We start from the raw sequence: 17,648 nt of genomic DNA on the forward strand, positions 1-17,648 counted from the left end.
TGTCAGTTTGTCACACTTTCACTCTTGGTACTTTTTTTGACTACCAGTAAAGAGTTAATTAAAATTAAGTATAACCTATTTTTCGCTTTTGCGGAAAAGAAAAAATAATTATTTATTATGACAAAAGGAAGTATTAATGTTTCAGTAGAAAACATTTTCCCACTCATTAAAAAGTTCTTGTATAGCGACCACGAAATCTTTTTACGTGAGTTAATTAGTAATGGTACCGATGCTACTTTAAAGCTAAAACACTTAACAAGTATTGGTGAATCTAAATCTGAATACGGTAATCCACAAATTGAAGTTAAAATAGATAAGGAAGGTAAAAAACTTCATGTTATTGATCAAGGTTTGGGTATGACTGCCGAAGAGGTTGAAAAATACATCAACCAAGTGGCTTTTTCCGGTGCTGAAGAATTTTTAGACAAATACAAAGATTCAGCTAAAGATTCAGGAATTATTGGGCATTTTGGCCTTGGGTTTTATTCAGCATTTATGGTGGCTGAAAAAGTAGAGATTATCACAAAATCTCATACCGATGCACCAGCTGCTCATTGGACATGTGATGGATCTCCTGAATTTTCTTTAGAAGCTTCAGACAGGACAGAAAGAGGAACAGAAATCGTCCTTCATATTGCTGAAGATTCTACCGAGTTTTTAGAAAAATCTCGTATTAGTGCATTACTTCAGAAGTATAATAAGTTTATGCCTATTCCAATTAAATTTGGAACTAAAGAAATAAACGATCCAGAGCACGAACCTGCAACTATAACCGATAAAGACGGAAAAGAAACTAAAGAGCCACAACGTAAAATTACAGTTGATAACATTATCAATAATCCAAACCCGGCATGGACCAAACAACCAGCCGATTTAGAAAATAAGGATTATAAAGATTTTTACCGCGAATTGTACCCAATGCAATTTGAAGAGCCTTTATTCAACATTCACTTAAATGTAGATTATCCATTCAACTTAACTGGTATTTTGTATTTCCCAAAAATGGGTCAAGATATGAACATCCAAAAGGACAAAATTCAACTGTACCAAAACCAAGTGTATGTTACCGATAATGTTGAAGGCATTGTACCTGAATTTTTAACTATGCTTCGTGGTGTAATTGATTCTCCAGACATTCCATTAAACGTATCGCGTTCTTATTTACAAGCTGATGGTGCTGTAAAAAAGATTTCGTCTTACATTACCCGTAAAGTAGCCGATAAATTAAAGTCGTTATTTAATGATAACCGTGAAGATTTTGAAGCCAAATGGAACGATATTAAAATTGTTATTGAATATGGGATGCTTTCCGAAGATAAATTCTTTGAAAAAGCAGATGCTTTCGCATTATATCCTACTGTTGATGGTACTTACTATACATACGAGGAATTATTCAACAAAATAAAAGCAAACCAAACCGATAAAGATGACAAGTTGGTTATTTTATATGCTTCAAATCAAGATGCACAACACAGTTATATTGAAACTGCCAAAGCAAAAGGCTATGAAGTATTATTGTTAGATTCACCAATAGTATCACATTTAATTCAGAAGTTAGAAAGCGAAAAAGAAAACATTACGTTTGCACGTGTTGATGGCGACCACATTGATAATTTAATCAAGAAAGACGAAACCACTATTTCTAAACTTTCTGAAGAGCAAAAAACAGCCCTTGACACCCTGTTGAAAGAAGTGATTCCTTCAGAAAAATTCATGGTTCAATTAGAAGCTATGGATAGTGAAGCATCGCCTTTCATCATTACGCAACCAGAATTTATGCGTAGAATGAAAGAAATGCAAGCAACTGGCGGTGGCGGCATGAATATGTTTGGTAATATGCCAGAAATGTACAACTTGGTAGTAAACACAAACTCTAAATTGGTTAGTGAAATTTTAGAAACCAAAACGAAACCTAAACAAGAGCGTTTAATTAACCAAAGTTTAGATTTAGCACGTTTATCACAAGGCTTATTAAAAGGTGAAGAACTTACCAAATTTATTAAACGCAGTTATGAAATGATTAAATAGTTCTGAATTCCTTCGAAGGAAGGAATCTCATTATATTATTTCAAAATATAGCAATATCAAAACCACTTTGTTTTTTTACAAAGTGGTTTTTTCATTACTTTTAATCCATGCAAATCCTTTCTACCAACATAGCAAAACCAACCACCATCATTTTCGCTGGTGAAAAAGTTATAACTGGTATTTACAAAACGCCCACAAACCAACCTATTTATTTAGGTAAAGAAACTGTTAGTAGTGATGAAGTATCCGATAGAGAAAACCACGGTGGCGAGTTTAAAGCTTGTTATTTATTTTCAGAAAACCATTATGCCTATTGGAAAAACCTATACCCGAAATTAGATTGGAATTGGGGTATGTTTGGCGAAAATTTAACCGTGTCCAACTTAGATGAAACCAAAATTCATATTGGCGATATTTATAAGTTAGGTTCGGCATTGGTGCAAATAACCCAACCGCGAGAACCTTGTTATAAATTTGGTGTTAAATTCGGCACACAAAAAGTTTTAAAACAATTTATTAAACACGGTCGCCCTGGTACGTATGTTCGTATTTTAGAAGAAGGTTTTGTAAAAACAGGCGACCATCTCGAACTTATTGAAAAAGCAAAAAACAGTTTAACCACAGCGCAGTTTTACAAACTACTTTTTTCTGAAAGCAAAAATCAAAACCACCTAAAATTAGCTGTACATATCGAAGCACTTCCGCAGTATAAAAGAGACAAAATGCGTGAATACATTATATAATTCACACCATTTAAAATTCTTTAAAGTGTCTATTCTTTTAAAGTATATTTGCACAACTCAATTTTTAAATGGCAATCACTTTACTTTCTTCACCGCTTCAAGGTTTTACCGATTTTAGATTTCGCAACGCCTTCCATCATTATTTTGGAGGCATCAACACCTTTTACGCGCCCTACATTCGGCTGGATGGTAAAATGCTTATAAAATCGTCTTACCAACGCGATTTAAACCCCGAAAACAATACCACATTAGAGGTTATTCCGCAAGTAATGACCAATAATGCCGATGAGTTTCTATTCGTTGTAAAGTACATTCAAGAATTAGGATATAATGAACTCAACTGGAATTTAGGCTGTCCCTACCCCATGGTTACCAAACAAGGTATGGGCTCAGGACTAATTTGCAACCCCGAAAAAATAAATCATATTTTAGAACGTGCACATAACGAAACCGATGTTGTGGTGTCCATGAAAATGCGCATGGGTTACGAAAACCCTGAAGAAATTCTAGACGTATTCCCTATTTTAGACAATTATCCGCTTAAAAACATTGCTATTCATGCTCGTATAGGCAAGCAATTGTACAAAGGAGGCGTTAATTTAGAAGCTTTTCAAAAATGTGTAGATAGTACCAAACACAAACTATACTACAATGGGGATATCACTACCGTTGCTAAATTTCAAGAAATGCGAGACCGTTTCCCAAGCATCGACCATTTCATGATTGGTCGTGGCCTCATCGCCGACCCATTTTTACCCAGCATGATTAAAAACAACACCACAGAATATCCCGCAAACCGTTGGCAAATTTTTAGTGAGTTTCACGATACCATTTACCAACAATACGATGCGGCACTTTCCGGACCAACACCCATCAAAATGAAAATGTTGGGCTTCTGGGAATACTTTTCGCAGTCGTTTTCAAATCCGCAAAAAACCTATAAAAAAATCAAAAAAGCAGGTAGCCCAAGAAACTACACACAAGCCGTTGCTGAAATTTTGAATAACGAGAAAACAATTAACAATTAACAAAACTAAAAATTCCATCTTCCTACTACCTTTTCTAACTTAGTTTCTCTTTCTTCAACTTTGTTTCTTTGATTCTTTGCGCCTTTGCGGCTTTGCGAGACATAAACCAATCCAAGTACAAGTTTTAATTATATTTGCCATATATTTTAATTCACCATTTTGAAAGACCTCTTACTCATAACTCCCCCATTTACTCAATTAAATACGCCCTACCCTGCTACGGCATATCTTAAAGGCTTTTTAAACACTAAAAATATTAGTGCGTTTCAAATGGATTTGGGCATTGAAGTGATTTTAGAACTTTTCAAAAAAGACACCTTTCAAGACCTATTCGATATTGCTTTTGAAAACAACAGCATTGTTTCAGAAAATTGCCAGCGCATTTACGCTTTAAGAAATGCTTATTTACAACCTTTAGAAGATGCCATAGCCTTTCTACAAGGCAAAAAGCCAACGTTTGCCAGACAAATTTGCACCGATAATTTTTTACCAAGAGCCTCCCGTTTCAATCAGTTAGACGATTTAGATTGGGCATTCGGTTCCATGGGTATGCAAGACAAAGCAAAACATTTAGCAACCTTATTTCTTGAAGATTTATCCGATTTCATTATAGAATGCATCGACCCCAATTTTGGTTTCAGTCGTTATGCCGAACGCTTGGGGCAAAGTGCTAATTCGTTTGATGAGTTATATGCACATTTACAAGACGAACCCACTTTTATAGACGACATCACTTTAGAAATTCTTGACGAAAAACTTAAAACCATACAACCCAAATTGGTGTGTTTTTCAGTGCCATTTCCAGGAAATTTATACAGTGCCTTCCGTTGTGCGCAACACATAAAAACCAACTACCAAAACATAAAAATTGCCATGGGTGGTGGTTTTCCAAACACCGAATTACGGTCGGTAACCGACATTCGGGTATTCGAGTTTTTCGATTTCATCACTTTGGATGATGGCGAATTACCCATAGAATTATTATATGAACACGTCTGTCAGTCTGAGCCTGTCGAAGACGATCAAAAAGAACGAAATCACAATCATTCAAATCAATTCAAACGCACCTTCCTCCTAGAAAACGGAACAGTAGTTTACAAAAACAACAGCACCAAACCAGACTACAAACAAGCCGATGTTGGCACACCTGATTATTACGATTTATTGCTAAAAGATTACATTTCAGTTATAGAAATTGCCAACCCCATGCACAGTTTATGGAGCGATGGCCGCTGGAACAAACTTACCATGGCACACGGTTGCTACTGGGGAAAATGTACCTTTTGCGATATTTCTTTAGATTACATTAAAATATACGAACCCATTGCTGCCAAATTACTGGTAGATCGCATGGAACAATTGATGGAGCAAACGGGCGAAACAGGGTTTCATTTTGTGGACGAAGCAGCACCTCCTGCCCTCATGAAAGCCTTGGCTTTAGAAATTATAAAACGGAAACTGACCGTAACATGGTGGACAAATATTCGGTTTGAAAAAAACTTCACCAAAGATTTATGCTTACTATTAAAAGCCTCTGGTTGTATTGCGGTTTCTGGGGGATTGGAAGTCGCTTCCGATAGGTTGTTAAAACTCATCGATAAAGGCGTCACCGTAGCACAAGTGGCGCAAGTAACTCGCAATTTCACCGAAGCCAACATGATGGTGCACGCCTATTTAATGTATGGCTACCCAACGCAAACCGTTCAAGAAACGGTGGATAGTTTGGAAATGGTGCGTCAACTATTCGAAATTGGCGTCTTACAATCGGGGTTTTGGCACCAGTTTGCATTAACAGCGCATAGCCCGATTGGACTAAATCCGGCTGATTATCACATCATTCCCAACACAAAAAACATCACGTTTGCGAATAACGACGTAGACTTTACCGATACCACAGGCATAGACCACAGCCAATTTAGTTTCGGATTAAAAAAATCACTTTTCAATTTTATGCACGGTATTGGGTTCGATATGCCTTTGCAAGATTGGTTCGATTTTAAAATACCAAAAACCACGATTACCCCTGATTTTATTTATAATGCTTTAGAAACCGAAACCAATTTCAACATAAAACCAACCGCAAAAATTATGTGGTTGGGCACCGAACCTTTGGTAACCGAACAGTCTAAAACCAAAAAAGGCAACACCTTTTATTCGTTAAAATTGACGTTTCATAACACCACCGACACGTTCGAAATTACTTTAGATAAAGATAAAGGCACGTGGTTTTTAAACCAATTAGATGCTTTAAATAGAAGCAACAACCAACTTCCCTCCTTTTTAGAATTAAAAAAAGATTTTGAAACCCAATTTGAAGATTTTGAACTGTTTTGGTTTTCTAAACCTTTGAATGTTTTACGTGATAATGGGTTATTGGTTTTGTGATTGATTTTCTCTTGACTTTATCAGAAAAAACAACTACATTATTCTTCTGAATTTCGTTTTTCAAAATAAGGATGAACACCCTTTAAATCAATGTAGTCTTTTATTTTGTCAGTTTCACTTAAAGGAACATAATCTACAATATTACTTTCATAAATATGTTTCCAAATAGCATGATTTTTTTGAGCTAATTTCTTTTTCGGTTCATTCCCTACTAGGAAATAATGTCCTCCTCCTTTTTCGTAGTCAACTGCTTTTGTAAAGGAAATATATTTTGTCAAATCTCTTTCAAGGTCAACATATCTTTTAGAGAAATCTATTGTTTGACCTGCAACAATTTGACCATTCTCTCCAATAAAATTAACATTTACAGGAGAAATTAACTCTTTAAAATCATTTGGATTAATTGTAGCATCTAAATTAACCTTGGATCTTATTTTAGAATATAATTTTGTTCTAACTATATTAACTATATCATTCTTTGGTTCTTTTATTACTAATTCTTCATCATAATTAAAAATATATTTCTCAAATAACTTTAAAAATGTTATATCATCAAAAGCAATATCTATCGCTCTTGGTTCAGAAAATTTTACAATGTTATTAGAGTATCGATTGAGATAGCTAAAATATTTCTCATTAATCCACTTATGTGAAATGTCATTTTTAAGATTTAGTAAATCATTATTTTCAAAACTAGAATTCAAATCATTATTTAAGTTTTTAAAATAAGATTTTAAAAAACTATAATTCTGATTAGGAATTAGTTGTTTGACAATACCCAACTTCGTGTCTGATATCTTAAATTTGACATCTTCACCATTAGCCATAATTATCCCTATACTAATCTTTTCTTTAAGACTAGCATTTAGGGTTAAGTACATTATGCTAAAAAAGGTATTCATTATTTAATGTTTTCTTGAATTAGAGTTCTAAAATTATTTTCACAACTATTAAGCCATTCTTTAGTAAACAAATTTTTTCTTAATTGGTCTTCCAAAGAATTAATGTTAACTCCCCATTCTACAGGTATTAACGCAATAATATTATCAATGTTGTCTTCACACTCTTTAGTACAAAGGTAGAACTTCTTAACCAAGTTATCAACAATTTTAACAAGATTTCGTCCTCTCTTAAATAATATATTAGCTAATTGAGTATTAATCAATGATTCAAAATCATTGATTTGATAAACTCCTCTATGCAATGCGTTGGAGTTAAATATAGCATCGTGATCAAAAACAGTAAAGTAGATTTCATTTTGAATTGAGAAATCTATTAGCAAGTTACTATTATTGTGATTTCTATCTTCATTAGAAAGCCAAATATCAAAAAAAGCTATCATTAAAAAATCCTCTCTATTTACTATTTTCTTTCTAAAACTAGCATCCTCAAACATAACCAAAATAGTATCATCAATTTCCTTACTTGACCGAATATACTTTGAACCAAAACAAGGTTTATCAAAATTCACTCCTTGAACATTATGTGGAATATGCTCTTTTTTAACATTAATTAAAGCTATTTCGGGCGTATTTAAATCCCAAATTGTTGCGAAACTTGAGCCTAAAAGTTCATTAATTAATTTGGACACATCTCTACTATGTTTACAAATCCAATATTCTAAATCATCACAAGTAACTAACATCGGATTTCCCGCTGTTGGATAAACTTTATCTGGCTTATGAATTGTATGTAGTATTTGAAGCATTAATGAATCTGAAATTGCAAATTCAAATATATTACAATTCAGACAAAAAATAACAAAACTTTTGATAAAGTACTAACCACAACACGGTGTATAATTAATGGCTAGTTCTCGCCTACTTACGAAAATCCTCGCGGATTTTCTATTCGGTTTTATTTGCTAAATAAGGTCCTTAAACACGCCACTAATCATATACAAATACGTTAAACGAACCCTTCAAAATCTCATTAAAAACAGTATTGCACTTTAACCCAATCAAAAACCAAAACATTAAAAACTATATTTTAAAAAAACAACATCCAATTAAAAACTTAAGGTTGCTAATTTCTCTCAAAACACCTCCTCCACATGCTTTTTAATATTTGCTGCTATTTTATCAATAGGTAAATCGTTGGCATCAAAGCCAAATGGGTCTTCAATTTCTTCGGCAATTAATTCTAAACTCGCCAAAACATAAAACACAAAAACAACCACGGGTACGGCATAATAGCCTAAACTAAACACATAGCCAAAAGGCAAGGTCATGATGTAAAAAAAGATGAATTTTTTAATAAACGCACTGTACGAATACGGAATGGGTGTGTTTTTAATACGCTCACAAGCACCACAAATATCGGTAAACGATTGTATTTCGGCATTTAATATTATAAGTTGATCGCCGGTAATTTTTTTCTGTTCGTGCAAATCGTTCACCTTTTGGAAAATCATTTTCGCCACTTGGTTTGGGTGGTGTTTGTGTTGGTCTATCTTTAATTCGGCATGATCAAAAAGTTGCAAACTCGTTTCTTTATTGGTTAAATGTTTTACCAAAATAGAGGCATAACTTGGTATTAATTTTTCAAAATATTTTCTATCGTGTTCTTCTTTTAAAATAACATGCAGTTTTATGGCTAAATTTCGGCTGTTGTTTACCAAGGCGCCCCATAGTTTACGGCCTTCCCACCAACGATCATAAGCGGTATTCGTTCTAAAAACCAACAATAGAGAAATAACAAACCCCAACATACCGTGCATCACCGTAATGTTTGATAAATGGTTTTTTTCTGAAAGTTTCCAATACTCAAGTTCCAAATAGCCAACGCCGTAAGTGTAAAGTCCGATAAAAATCATCATAGGAAACAGTTTCCTAAACGTATCCGATTTATGAAATCTAAAAATAAAGGTAATCCAATCTTTGGGGTTGTATTGTACCATTGAAAATTATTGTTAACTGTTGGTGCTAATTAAGTTTAAATATTGAACTTTAATGATTTTACAGAAAAAAAAATATCCTTTTTTGTCATTTCGAGGAACGAGAAATCACATTAAATGATTCCCTTGTGCGATTCCTCCAATGTCGGAATGACAAAACATTAAATTTTTTATTATCAAACATTTAAGTCTTACCGTTTGTTATTAAATATTTAAAGCGGTAAAATTATAAAATGTTATGACCAAAATGAATCCTTTGTTTGTATTTATTTTTCAAAAGCCAAATGGGACTTCGATGTCACACTGAGCTTGTCGAAGTGCCATTTTAAAAGTCTTCGACAAGCTCAGACTGACATTCTGGAACTAATTGACATCTATTTTACATGAAATAAATAGTTTCTAAATAAACTTTTGAATTACACACAACGGGTTAAAATTACCCGATTAACTTTTGTGTATCTTTGTAGCAAATTATATTTCATGTCATTTAAAGACTTACAACTTAACCGCCCTATTTTAAGAGCCGTTGCCGAGGCAGGTTACGATAATCCAACCTTGGTTCAAGAAAAAACCATTCCTTTTGTTTTGGCAAAAAAAGACGTAATTGTATCTGCCCAAACAGGTACTGGTAAAACCGCTGCTTTTGCATTGCCTATTCTACAAATGTTGTTTGATAAGCAAGATGCTACTAAAAAAGGCAAAAAAATTAGAGCGTTGATAGTAAGTCCAACGCGCGAATTAGCCATTCAAATAAATGAAAATTTCAAAAAATACAGCACCTATACCAACTTAAGAACTACGGTTGTTTTCGGCGGTGCTTCTATAGAACCTCAAATTGATGTTATAAAAAAGGGGGTTGATATTTTAATCGCCACTCCTGGGCGTTTGCTCGATTTGCATAAACAAGATGTTGTAAACCTCGATTATATTGAAACCTTGGTTTTAGATGAAGCCGATTTAATGCTAGATATGGGTTTTATTGATGACGTGAGTAAAATTGAACGCCTTTGCACCCACGAAAAGAATATTTTATTGTTTTCGGCAACCATTCCTTTTAAAGTAGAACAACTGGCAAACACTATTTTAAATGAACCGGAACGTGTAGAAGTGGCACAAAATTCTTCTACCTCAAAAAACGTTAACCAAGTTTTATATTATGTGCCTAAACGCAATAAAATTGAATTGTGTTTACACTTACTACGTAACAACATAAAAGGCAGTATTCTTATTTTTAGACGTACCAAATTTGGTGTAGAAAAATTGGAACAAACCTTAAAGAAAAACGGCTATAAGGTAGATAGTTTACATGGTGATAAAAGTCAGAATTTAAGAGAAGAGGCATTAAAAAACTTCAAAAGTAATAACGTAAATATTTTAATTTCTACCGATGTGGCTGCACGTGGTATTGACATTAATGAATTGGATGCGGTGATAAATTTCGATTTACCAAACGTGCCCGAAACCTACGTACACCGTATTGGTAGAACCGCCAGAGCTGGAAAATTGGGAACTGCATATTCGTTCTGTTCTGCGGATGAAAAAACCTATGTACAAACCATTCAGCAACTTATTCAATTGCAATTGGATGTTATTGAAGATCATCCTTATCCGTTAGACCCAAAAGCCAAAAAAGAAATCCATAGAACACCCGGAAAAAGCAAACACAAAAAAGGACGTAAAAGCGAAGGTTCTAAAAAGAAAAAGAAACGCTGGTACTAAAACGTTCGTGATTCCGTTATATAATAAGTATCTTCACCAAAATTAAAAAAAACATCAAAATTCCTTTTACCATTTCCTTTTACCATTCTAACGCTTTTAAAATTTAAAAAATAAATGAATTTTACAAACCCGTTAGTATATGGCATCCCCTGTTTTTTAGGACTGATTTTATTGGAGCTTACTTACAGCAAAACCCACGACGATAAAGACCTTTACAAATGGAAAGATTTAGGTTCTAGTTTAACTATGGGCATAGGCTCGGTAGTTTTGGCGCCTTTAATAAAAACGGTTTCTGCCATCATCATCTTTAATTATTTGTATGAATTGTTCAATCCTATGGTTGATGGTGTACGTACCAATATTATGGGTTGGGAATCTTTTGGTTACTCATGGCCTGTTTGGTTAGCTTGCCAGTTTTTAGATGATTTAACCTATTATTGGTTTCATCGCCAAAACCACATGGTACGCTTTTTATGGGCAGCACATATTGTGCATCATTCTTCCGATAATTTCAACCTAGGAACCGCTGTTAGAAACGGCTGGTTCACAATTTTATATAAACCTTTATTTTATATGTGGTTACCTGCTATAGGTTTTCCACCAGAAATGGTGATTGTATGCTTAGGCGTCGAGGCACTTTGGCAATTTCAATTGCATTCTGCTTATGTTCCAAAAATGGGTATTATTGAAAAAATTTTCAATACACATACTATGCATCAGGTTCATCATGCTAAAAATTTAGAGTACATGGATAAAAACCATGGTGGATTTTTAAATATGTTCGATAAACTTTTTGGTACTTGGAAAGAACTGGATGATGATATAGATATTGAATATGGCGTTACAAAACCACCAAATTCTTATAATCCGTTGGTGATTTTAACCCATGAATATAAAGATATTTGGAGCGATATGAAGAAGAGTTCGAATTTATATCACAAATTCATGTATGCTTTTGGACCACCTGGGTGGAGCCATGATGGAAGTACCTTAACCATCAAACAAATGCGAGAAGAATTAGGAAATAAAGAGACTGTATAATAAAAAGTGTCGCTGTATGTCATATTGAGCTTGTCGAAATATTTTCAACTTTTCAATAATCAATATAGGTTTCGACAAGCTCCTGACAACTAAAACATTATACACTTTTTATACAAATTCATTTTATTTCACAGGAAAATCGAAATAAGTATTTGGAAAGGGTTCATTTTTTAAAGTAAAATGCCACCATTCTTTATAGAAATTCACAAAACCATGTTGCGTCATTACTTCTAGCAATAGCTTTCTATTGGCCTTTTGTGTTTCTGTAATGTCTTTATAATCGGTCCAAGATTCTTTCCCAAAAAAATCATACATACTTCCCATATCCAACGGTTTACCTGTATTGCCATCTATAATTGTAACATCTACTGTACTTCCTTTACTGTGCCCAGACCTTGTGGCAATGTAATCTTCAACAAACAAATTCAATTTATCAACATCAGGATAATAATTTGCCTTGTTAATGGTATCATTCAAATCTTGTGCCCAAGACATAAAATGGTTTACTGCGCGTTGTGGCCTGTAACCATCGTACACTTTTAAACATAAATTTCTATCCAGCAATACCTTTTGAACTTCTTTTAAAGCCAAAGCCGTCTCTTTAGTTAATATGAGTTTATTTGAGTGGTAACCATCTACACGTTTGCCAACAAAATTGTTTTTGGTATTGTACTTTAATTCTACCACTAAATCTGGAATAATAGGCTTTACATACACAAAACCGTCGGGTAATTGCGCAAACACCCCCAAACAAACAAATACAAATAAAAACGTAATATTATATTTCATATATATTTCTAATTATGCTAATTTAGGAAAAATTAAATTTTAGCATGAACTATCCTTGGCATTTATACGCAATGGCGGCACTTTATATTGTTGCAGGAACCAATCATTTTATAAAACCGAAACTTTACACACGTATTATGCCCTATTATATACCCAAGCATACTTTATTGGTGTATTTAAGCGGTGTTGCAGAAGTGTTTTTAGGTATTATGGTTTGCATTCCTTTGGTTAAAAATATAGCCATCATTTTTATAATAATAATGCTTTTAGTATTTCTATTGGTACACTTTTATATGCTTACTAGCAAAAAAGCTTCGGCAGGATTACCAAAATGGGTACTTATTTCTAGAATTCCCTTACAGTTTCTACTTATGTATTGGGCTTATTCTTATTTCAACTTATAAAATCAAAAAAGCATAGGAAAATATAAAGCACAAAAAAACCGAGTTCCCTCAAACTCGGTTTTCTCTAATTTGCTTTATTTATTACGATGTAGATTTAGGGTCTCTATTTCAACAACATAATGCAAATATTAATTAATTAATCCATTGAACTAAAAAGTATGTCATTTAGTACACTTCAAAGATATAATTAAAAACGAATACTAACGATAAAATACATTATAAATCGATGAAATACATTTAATTTTAACATTTAACGACGAAATATTGCATTTCATCGATTAAAAACATGTTTTAGAAATGTGTATGACTAAAAAAAGCATCCTTTTTGGGGATGCTTTTTAACTAACTAACCAACTAAAATATGAATTACTATTCAAAGTTTAAAGTAACCACTCAATAAACCACGTATGAATATAATTATTATTTAAATATCAATTTCTGTGCCAAAAACCAAAATTAGAATTTAAAATAAAAAATAAATCACATAAAAAATACACACACAAGAATCTTATAAAATAGCAACAAGCCGTTAGTATTTAAACTATAATTATAAGATATTTGCTTTTTATAAAAACAAACCCATTAATGAAAAAAGCACTATACATTTTCCTATCTCTATTAATTATAGCTTGTAGCAAAGAGGAACACGATTTAACTGTAAAAGTTAGCGTAAACGGATTAAAAAAAGGGGTTCTTTATTTGAAAAAAATAAAAAACAACAATTTAATTACTGTTGATACCGTAGCTGTGAACGGGAATTCTGATGTTGAATTGCATGCCGCTTCTTTAGAATCGCCTGAAGTATTTTATTTGTTTTTAGATAAAAACAGTTCAGAAAAAGACCAAGTTAAATTTTTTGCTGATAAAGGCGTAACAGAAATAAAAACTTCTGTTAAGAATTTTGGATATGAAGCCAAAATAAATGGTTCTAAACAGCAAAAGGTATATGAAGATTACAAGTTGGTCATGTCTCGTTTTAACGAACAAAATCTAGACTTAATAAAAGAACGCTTTGAAGCATTGCGAAAAGGCGATACCGCTAAATCTAATACTATTCAAGAAAAATCGGATAACAACTTAAAACGCCGTTATTTATACACGGTAAATTTCGCCTTAAATAATAAAGATAGTGAAGTTGCTCCTTACCTAGCGCTAACAGAAATCTATAACGCTCAAGTTAAATTTTTAGATACTATAAACAAGTCTTTAACACCTAAAGTTAAAGCTTCTAAATATGGTAAGGAATTACAAGGATTTATTGATGATATAAAACAATCGGAGAAATAAAATAATCAACTTATTATAATACAAAAAGACCTTTCAAATTGAAAGGTCTTTTTAATTATTTGAGAGCCGATGGAGGGACTCGAACCCACGACCTGCTGATTACAAATCAGCTGCTCTAGCCAGCTGAGCTACATCGGCGTTTCACGGGTGCAAATATAATAGCAAAAATCAAATTTGCAAGCAGTCCGCAAAAAAAATTATGCTAATTTATTTATTTTTTCAATTAACGCTTTTCCTTTAGCTTCTAACTCATTGTTAATCTTCTTAAAATGCGCTTTTGAGTTATCTACATTTTTTGCATTTACTTTTGCAATTAATTCGTCGAATGTAGCAATTGCTTCTTCAATAATTGCTTCACTTTTTTTGTTGTCTTTACTTGCGTTTGTTAACTCCCAAACATAAGCTGCTTCTATAATATCTCCTAAAACGTAATTAATATCTTTTTTTAGGTTTCTAACATTTGCCATAATTCAATATTTTAATTTCACGCAAAATTACATTAATCTTAAATAAAATTTTCATAAAAGCTTACTAATTTTATAATTATTATTATATTTGGTCTTAATGGATGCAATAAAATTGTCATATAACCTAATTAGTAACCGAACCTCTCAACAGGATAAGTCGGTGGCATGTTTTATGGCCGAAAACAAAACTTATATGCATCTTGAATAAACGTTAAATAATACAATTTTATCTATAACAATAAAGGTGCTTTTTTTAAGGCACCTTTTTTATTTTAAATCAATTAAATCTTTAAAAATTATGAAAACACTAAAATCAATGAAACAGAAAATCCAATTTTTTATCAACGCCACTATTTGCTCTAATGTTGCATATAGCACGTACCATACTTACAACTTAACACCTTTATTATTATACCCTTAAAAAACATAACCATGAATACACATCACATAAACACCCCGTTTATAGTAACAAAAGACATAAGCAATGCTAACGGTTTTTTATTGCCTCATATACTTTATGACAAAATAAAAACGATTGCCACCTACCCCGTAAAAGAATTTTATTTACAAGACATCCCAGAGATTGGCGATTTTAAATTTAAAATGTATAAAAATGCATTTGTAAATGATAAACTTACCATTCTAGCCCAATTAGTAAAACAAAACAAAGAAGGCTATTGGGTAAATATTACTGTTACAAAGGAAAAATCTACAACAAATCATCAAGAACGTATTTGTAGTGCGTTGTTTGACTTTCCTGTAGAGAAAAAGTACAGTACAAATAGAACAGCTTGTTAAATAAAATTCCCAAGAGTAACTCTTGGGAATTTCTTTTTTTATAAATATACTTCCAATAAAGTTGCTTCTTTAGAAACTATTTCATAAGCTTTAATGGCTGCAGGAAGTAAAATGGTTTCTCCTTTTTTTATCACTTCTGAAAAACCATTAGCCTTAATTTCTCCTTCACCATCTACACACATATATATAATAAAGGAATCGTGATTATTTTCTTTATGAATACTTTTATTAACCTTTAAATAGTTAGTTGTAAAATATGGGCAACTAACCATCTCGTTTGATTGATTTTCGGTTTTATTATAAGTTACTCTAAAATTATCTGGCATATTAAAATCGATAGCATCAATAGCTAAATCATTATGCAGTTCGCGTTCGTTACCATCGGCATCTACCCTGTCCCAATCATAAACCCTATATGTAATATCACTAGTTTGTTGAATTTCTGCCACCATAACACCTGCCCCAATAGCATGCACACGACCAACTTCAATAAAATAGGTATCTCCCTCCTTAACTTTATCAAAATTTAAAATTTCAGTAAGTGTTTTATTCTCTAAATGCTTTAAATACTTTTTAGGTGTCATATCTTGATTAAAACCAACAATAAGATTAGAACCTATATCCGCTTGAAATACATACCACATTTCTGTTTTCCCAAAAGAATTATGTCGTTTTGCAGCTAATTCATCATTAGGGTGCAGTTGTATAGATAAATCTTCTTTAGCATCTATAAACTTGATAAGCAACGGGAACTTATCTTTAAAAATTTTATAATTCTGAAGCCCTAACAAATCAGATTTAAAAGTTGCTAAAAGTTCTTTTAATGTTTGTCCTTTTAAACTACCGTTACTAACAATAGATGTATCTCCTTCTACATCACTAATTTCCCAACTTTCACCAATATTTGGTAAATCGCTGTTTTTATTAAGTAAGGTTTTTAATTTTTGTCCACCCCAAATTTTATCTTTTAAAATAGGGTAAAATTTAATTGGGTATAAGTTATTCATCATTTTAAACTTAATTTATTACCTACAAGGTACCTAAACCTTGCAGAATAGTCATTTTTTAGTTTCCTGAATAGGTTACAAAATTACGTGGTGTTTCAAAAAGTGTTATTTCTAGATTGAATTTAGAATCTAGTTTTGGTTTGATTTTATTATAAATAACCACAACAATATTTTCGGCAGTAGGATTTAAATCTTTAAATTCAGGTACTTCAATATTCAAATTTTTATGGTCGAAAGCATCTTCAACTTCATCTTTAATGATGTCCTTTAGAACCTTCATATCTATTACATAGCCTGTTTCAATATCAATCTCACCAGTAACACTAACAATTAATTCATAATTATGCCCATGAAAATTTGGGTTGTTGCATTTACCAAACACTTCATCATTCTTTTCGTGTGTCCAATCTTTTCTATATAAACGATGCGCAGCATTAAAATGTGCTTTTCTACTAACCGTTACTTTCATTTTATAATGTTTATATGTTCGTAGAATTTATCAAAAATAATTTTAAACCATTCGGTGTATAATTCCGGTTGGTTTAATATATCCTCTTTTACAGCTTCTAGCGTCATCCATTTCCAATTGGCTACTTCATCTGGATTAATTTCTGGAATACTATTGTATTTACCTAAAAGCACATGGTCGAATTCATGCTCAGTCAATCCATTATCAAAAGGGGCTTTATAAATAAACGAAATAGTTTCTTCTAATTCTACAACAAAGCCCATTTCTTCCATTAATCGACGTTTTCCTGCTTGAATACTGGTTTCACCTACACGTTGGTGGCTACAGCATGTATTTGTCCACAATAAGGGCGAATGGTATTTGTGGGCTGCTCGCTGCTGCAACATTAATTCATTTTTATCATTAAAAACAAATACTGAAAATGCCCGGTGCAACAAGGCTTTTTCGTGCGCCTCCATTTTAGGCATTGTACCTATTGGTTCGTCGTTTTCGTTTACAAGAATTACTTTTTCTTCTTCCATAGAAAACAAAAATACCAAGTAAAACATTAATATAATAATTCTATCTATAAAATCTAAAATGAGGAT

Annotated in this window: 17 protein-coding genes and 1 tRNA gene; 9 read left to right on the plus strand and 9 right to left on the minus strand. The window is 32.6% G+C overall.

What is annotated here, in order from left to right; all coding sequences use genetic code 11:
• The first annotated feature begins 117 nt into the window (after positions 1–117).
• The 4 genes from htpG to VP395_RS02405 all read left to right on the plus strand — a co-directional run bounded on the left by htpG (position 118) and on the right by VP395_RS02405 (position 6,184).
• Complete coding sequence (gene htpG, locus VP395_RS02390; protein WP_346240112.1) at positions 118–2,028, plus strand: molecular chaperone HtpG; 1,911 nt, start codon at positions 118–120, stop codon at positions 2,026–2,028.
• Between the two features lie 107 nt (positions 2,029–2,135).
• The gene (locus VP395_RS02395) at positions 2,136–2,771 is read left to right on the plus strand and encodes an MOSC domain-containing protein (protein ID WP_346240113.1); all 636 of its coding nucleotides are present in this window, start codon (positions 2,136–2,138) and stop codon (positions 2,769–2,771) included.
• Between the two features lie 68 nt (positions 2,772–2,839).
• On the plus strand, positions 2,840–3,799 hold the full coding sequence (locus VP395_RS02400; protein WP_346240114.1) for a tRNA dihydrouridine synthase: 960 nt from the start codon (positions 2,840–2,842) through the stop codon (positions 3,797–3,799).
• A 159-nt stretch (positions 3,800–3,958) separates the two neighbouring features.
• Positions 3,959–6,184: a B12-binding domain-containing radical SAM protein gene (locus VP395_RS02405; RefSeq protein ID WP_346240115.1), complete on the plus strand. Its 2,226-nt coding sequence runs from the start codon at positions 3,959–3,961 to the stop codon at positions 6,182–6,184.
• A gap of 38 nt (positions 6,185–6,222) precedes the next feature.
• Here VP395_RS02405 and VP395_RS02410 read toward each other — a convergent pair whose 3' ends face one another.
• The 3 genes from VP395_RS02410 to VP395_RS02420 all read right to left on the minus strand — a co-directional run bounded on the left by VP395_RS02410 (position 6,223) and on the right by VP395_RS02420 (position 9,083).
• Entirely contained in the window at positions 6,223–7,086 is an 864-nt protein-coding gene (locus VP395_RS02410) for a hypothetical protein (protein WP_346240116.1), read from the minus strand.
• The gene (locus VP395_RS02415; RefSeq protein WP_346240118.1) at positions 7,086–7,892 is read right to left on the minus strand and encodes a HipA family kinase; all 807 of its coding nucleotides are present in this window, start codon (positions 7,890–7,892) and stop codon (positions 7,086–7,088) included. Before VP395_RS02415 ends, VP395_RS02410 begins: the two co-directional genes overlap by 1 nt.
• 327 nt (positions 7,893–8,219) lie before the next feature.
• Positions 8,220–9,083: a bestrophin family protein gene (locus VP395_RS02420; protein WP_346240119.1), complete on the minus strand. Its 864-nt coding sequence runs from the start codon at positions 9,081–9,083 to the stop codon at positions 8,220–8,222.
• Positions 9,084–9,560: 477 nt separating this feature from the next.
• Between VP395_RS02420 and VP395_RS02425 the strand changes: the two genes are divergently transcribed.
• Together VP395_RS02425 and VP395_RS02430 are read left to right on the plus strand one after the other, a co-directional pair.
• The gene (locus VP395_RS02425; RefSeq protein WP_346240120.1) at positions 9,561–10,799 is read left to right on the plus strand and encodes a DEAD/DEAH box helicase; all 1,239 of its coding nucleotides are present in this window, start codon (positions 9,561–9,563) and stop codon (positions 10,797–10,799) included.
• A 114-nt stretch (positions 10,800–10,913) separates the two neighbouring features.
• On the plus strand, positions 10,914–11,840 hold the full coding sequence (locus VP395_RS02430; protein ID WP_346240121.1) for a sterol desaturase family protein: 927 nt from the start codon (positions 10,914–10,916) through the stop codon (positions 11,838–11,840).
• A 123-nt stretch (positions 11,841–11,963) separates the two neighbouring features.
• Here the strand turns inward: VP395_RS02430 and VP395_RS02435 are convergent, their stop codons facing one another.
• Positions 11,964–12,629 (minus strand): M15 family metallopeptidase, encoded by a 666-nt coding sequence (locus VP395_RS02435; RefSeq protein ID WP_346240122.1) that lies wholly within the window; start codon positions 12,627–12,629, stop codon positions 11,964–11,966.
• A gap of 44 nt (positions 12,630–12,673) precedes the next feature.
• Between VP395_RS02435 and VP395_RS02440 the strand changes: the two genes are divergently transcribed.
• Positions 12,674–13,033, plus strand: a complete 360-nt coding sequence (locus tag VP395_RS02440; RefSeq protein ID WP_346240123.1) for a DoxX family protein — start codon at positions 12,674–12,676, stop codon at positions 13,031–13,033.
• 585 nt (positions 13,034–13,618) lie between these two features.
• On the plus strand, positions 13,619–14,320 hold the full coding sequence (locus VP395_RS02445; RefSeq protein WP_346240124.1) for a DUF4369 domain-containing protein: 702 nt from the start codon (positions 13,619–13,621) through the stop codon (positions 14,318–14,320).
• Positions 14,321–14,384: 64 nt separating this feature from the next.
• On the opposite strand, the gene VP395_RS02450 is transcribed toward VP395_RS02445, so the two are convergent.
• Together VP395_RS02450 and VP395_RS02455 are read right to left on the minus strand one after the other, a co-directional pair.
• A tRNA-Thr gene (locus tag VP395_RS02450) sits at positions 14,385–14,458 on the minus strand.
• 59 nt (positions 14,459–14,517) lie between these two features.
• On the minus strand, positions 14,518–14,787 hold the full coding sequence (locus VP395_RS02455; protein ID WP_346240125.1) for a hypothetical protein: 270 nt from the start codon (positions 14,785–14,787) through the stop codon (positions 14,518–14,520).
• A gap of 432 nt (positions 14,788–15,219) precedes the next feature.
• Here VP395_RS02455 and VP395_RS02460 point away from each other — a divergent pair, with 432 nt between their 5' ends.
• Complete coding sequence (locus VP395_RS02460) at positions 15,220–15,585, plus strand: hypothetical protein (protein ID WP_346240126.1); 366 nt, start codon at positions 15,220–15,222, stop codon at positions 15,583–15,585.
• 38 nt (positions 15,586–15,623) lie between these two features.
• On the opposite strand, the gene VP395_RS02465 is transcribed toward VP395_RS02460, so the two are convergent.
• Genes VP395_RS02465 through idi form a run of 3 tightly spaced genes read right to left on the minus strand, consistent with a single transcriptional unit; the run spans position 15,624 to position 17,582 of the window.
• On the minus strand, positions 15,624–16,595 hold the full coding sequence (locus tag VP395_RS02465) for a type I phosphomannose isomerase catalytic subunit (protein ID WP_346240127.1): 972 nt from the start codon (positions 16,593–16,595) through the stop codon (positions 15,624–15,626).
• 55 nt (positions 16,596–16,650) lie between these two features.
• Complete coding sequence (locus tag VP395_RS02470; protein ID WP_346240128.1) at positions 16,651–17,061, minus strand: 6-pyruvoyl trahydropterin synthase family protein; 411 nt, start codon at positions 17,059–17,061, stop codon at positions 16,651–16,653.
• Positions 17,058–17,582 (minus strand): isopentenyl-diphosphate Delta-isomerase, encoded by a 525-nt coding sequence (gene idi, locus VP395_RS02475; RefSeq protein WP_346240426.1) that lies wholly within the window; start codon positions 17,580–17,582, stop codon positions 17,058–17,060. The genes VP395_RS02470 and idi overlap by 4 nt, the downstream gene beginning before the upstream one ends.
• Between the last annotated feature and the right edge of the window lie 66 nt (positions 17,583–17,648).

Origin of the sequence: Mariniflexile soesokkakense (assembly GCF_039650365.1) — a bacterium.
Taxonomy (GTDB): Bacteria; Bacteroidota; Bacteroidia; order Flavobacteriales; family Flavobacteriaceae; genus Mariniflexile; species Mariniflexile soesokkakense.

Coding starts and splice junctions, on each gene's coding strand:
- VP395_RS02395 (WP_346240113.1), top strand. CDS start 2,136: ATGCAAATCCTTTCTACCAACATAGCAAAACCAACCACCATCATTTTC.
- VP395_RS02465 (WP_346240127.1), bottom strand. CDS start 16,595: ATGATGAATAACTTATACCCAATTAAATTTTACCCTATTTTAAAAGAT.
- VP395_RS02460 (WP_346240126.1), top strand. CDS start 15,220: ATGAATACACATCACATAAACACCCCGTTTATAGTAACAAAAGACATA.
- VP395_RS02410 (WP_346240116.1), bottom strand. CDS start 7,086: ATGAATACCTTTTTTAGCATAATGTACTTAACCCTAAATGCTAGTCTT.
- VP395_RS02415 (WP_346240118.1), bottom strand. CDS start 7,892: ATGCTTCAAATACTACATACAATTCATAAGCCAGATAAAGTTTATCCA.
- VP395_RS02440 (WP_346240123.1), top strand. CDS start 12,674: ATGAACTATCCTTGGCATTTATACGCAATGGCGGCACTTTATATTGTT.
- VP395_RS02435 (WP_346240122.1), bottom strand. CDS start 12,629: ATGAAATATAATATTACGTTTTTATTTGTATTTGTTTGTTTGGGGGTG.
- htpG (WP_346240112.1), top strand. CDS start 118: ATGACAAAAGGAAGTATTAATGTTTCAGTAGAAAACATTTTCCCACTC.
- VP395_RS02430 (WP_346240121.1), top strand. CDS start 10,914: ATGAATTTTACAAACCCGTTAGTATATGGCATCCCCTGTTTTTTAGGA.
- VP395_RS02445 (WP_346240124.1), top strand. CDS start 13,619: ATGAAAAAAGCACTATACATTTTCCTATCTCTATTAATTATAGCTTGT.
- VP395_RS02455 (WP_346240125.1), bottom strand. CDS start 14,787: ATGGCAAATGTTAGAAACCTAAAAAAAGATATTAATTACGTTTTAGGA.
- VP395_RS02425 (WP_346240120.1), top strand. CDS start 9,561: ATGTCATTTAAAGACTTACAACTTAACCGCCCTATTTTAAGAGCCGTT.
- VP395_RS02420 (WP_346240119.1), bottom strand. CDS start 9,083: ATGGTACAATACAACCCCAAAGATTGGATTACCTTTATTTTTAGATTT.
- VP395_RS02470 (WP_346240128.1), bottom strand. CDS start 17,061: ATGAAAGTAACGGTTAGTAGAAAAGCACATTTTAATGCTGCGCATCGT.
- idi (WP_346240426.1), bottom strand. CDS start 17,582: ATGGAAGAAGAAAAAGTAATTCTTGTAAACGAAAACGACGAACCAATA.
- VP395_RS02400 (WP_346240114.1), top strand. CDS start 2,840: ATGGCAATCACTTTACTTTCTTCACCGCTTCAAGGTTTTACCGATTTT.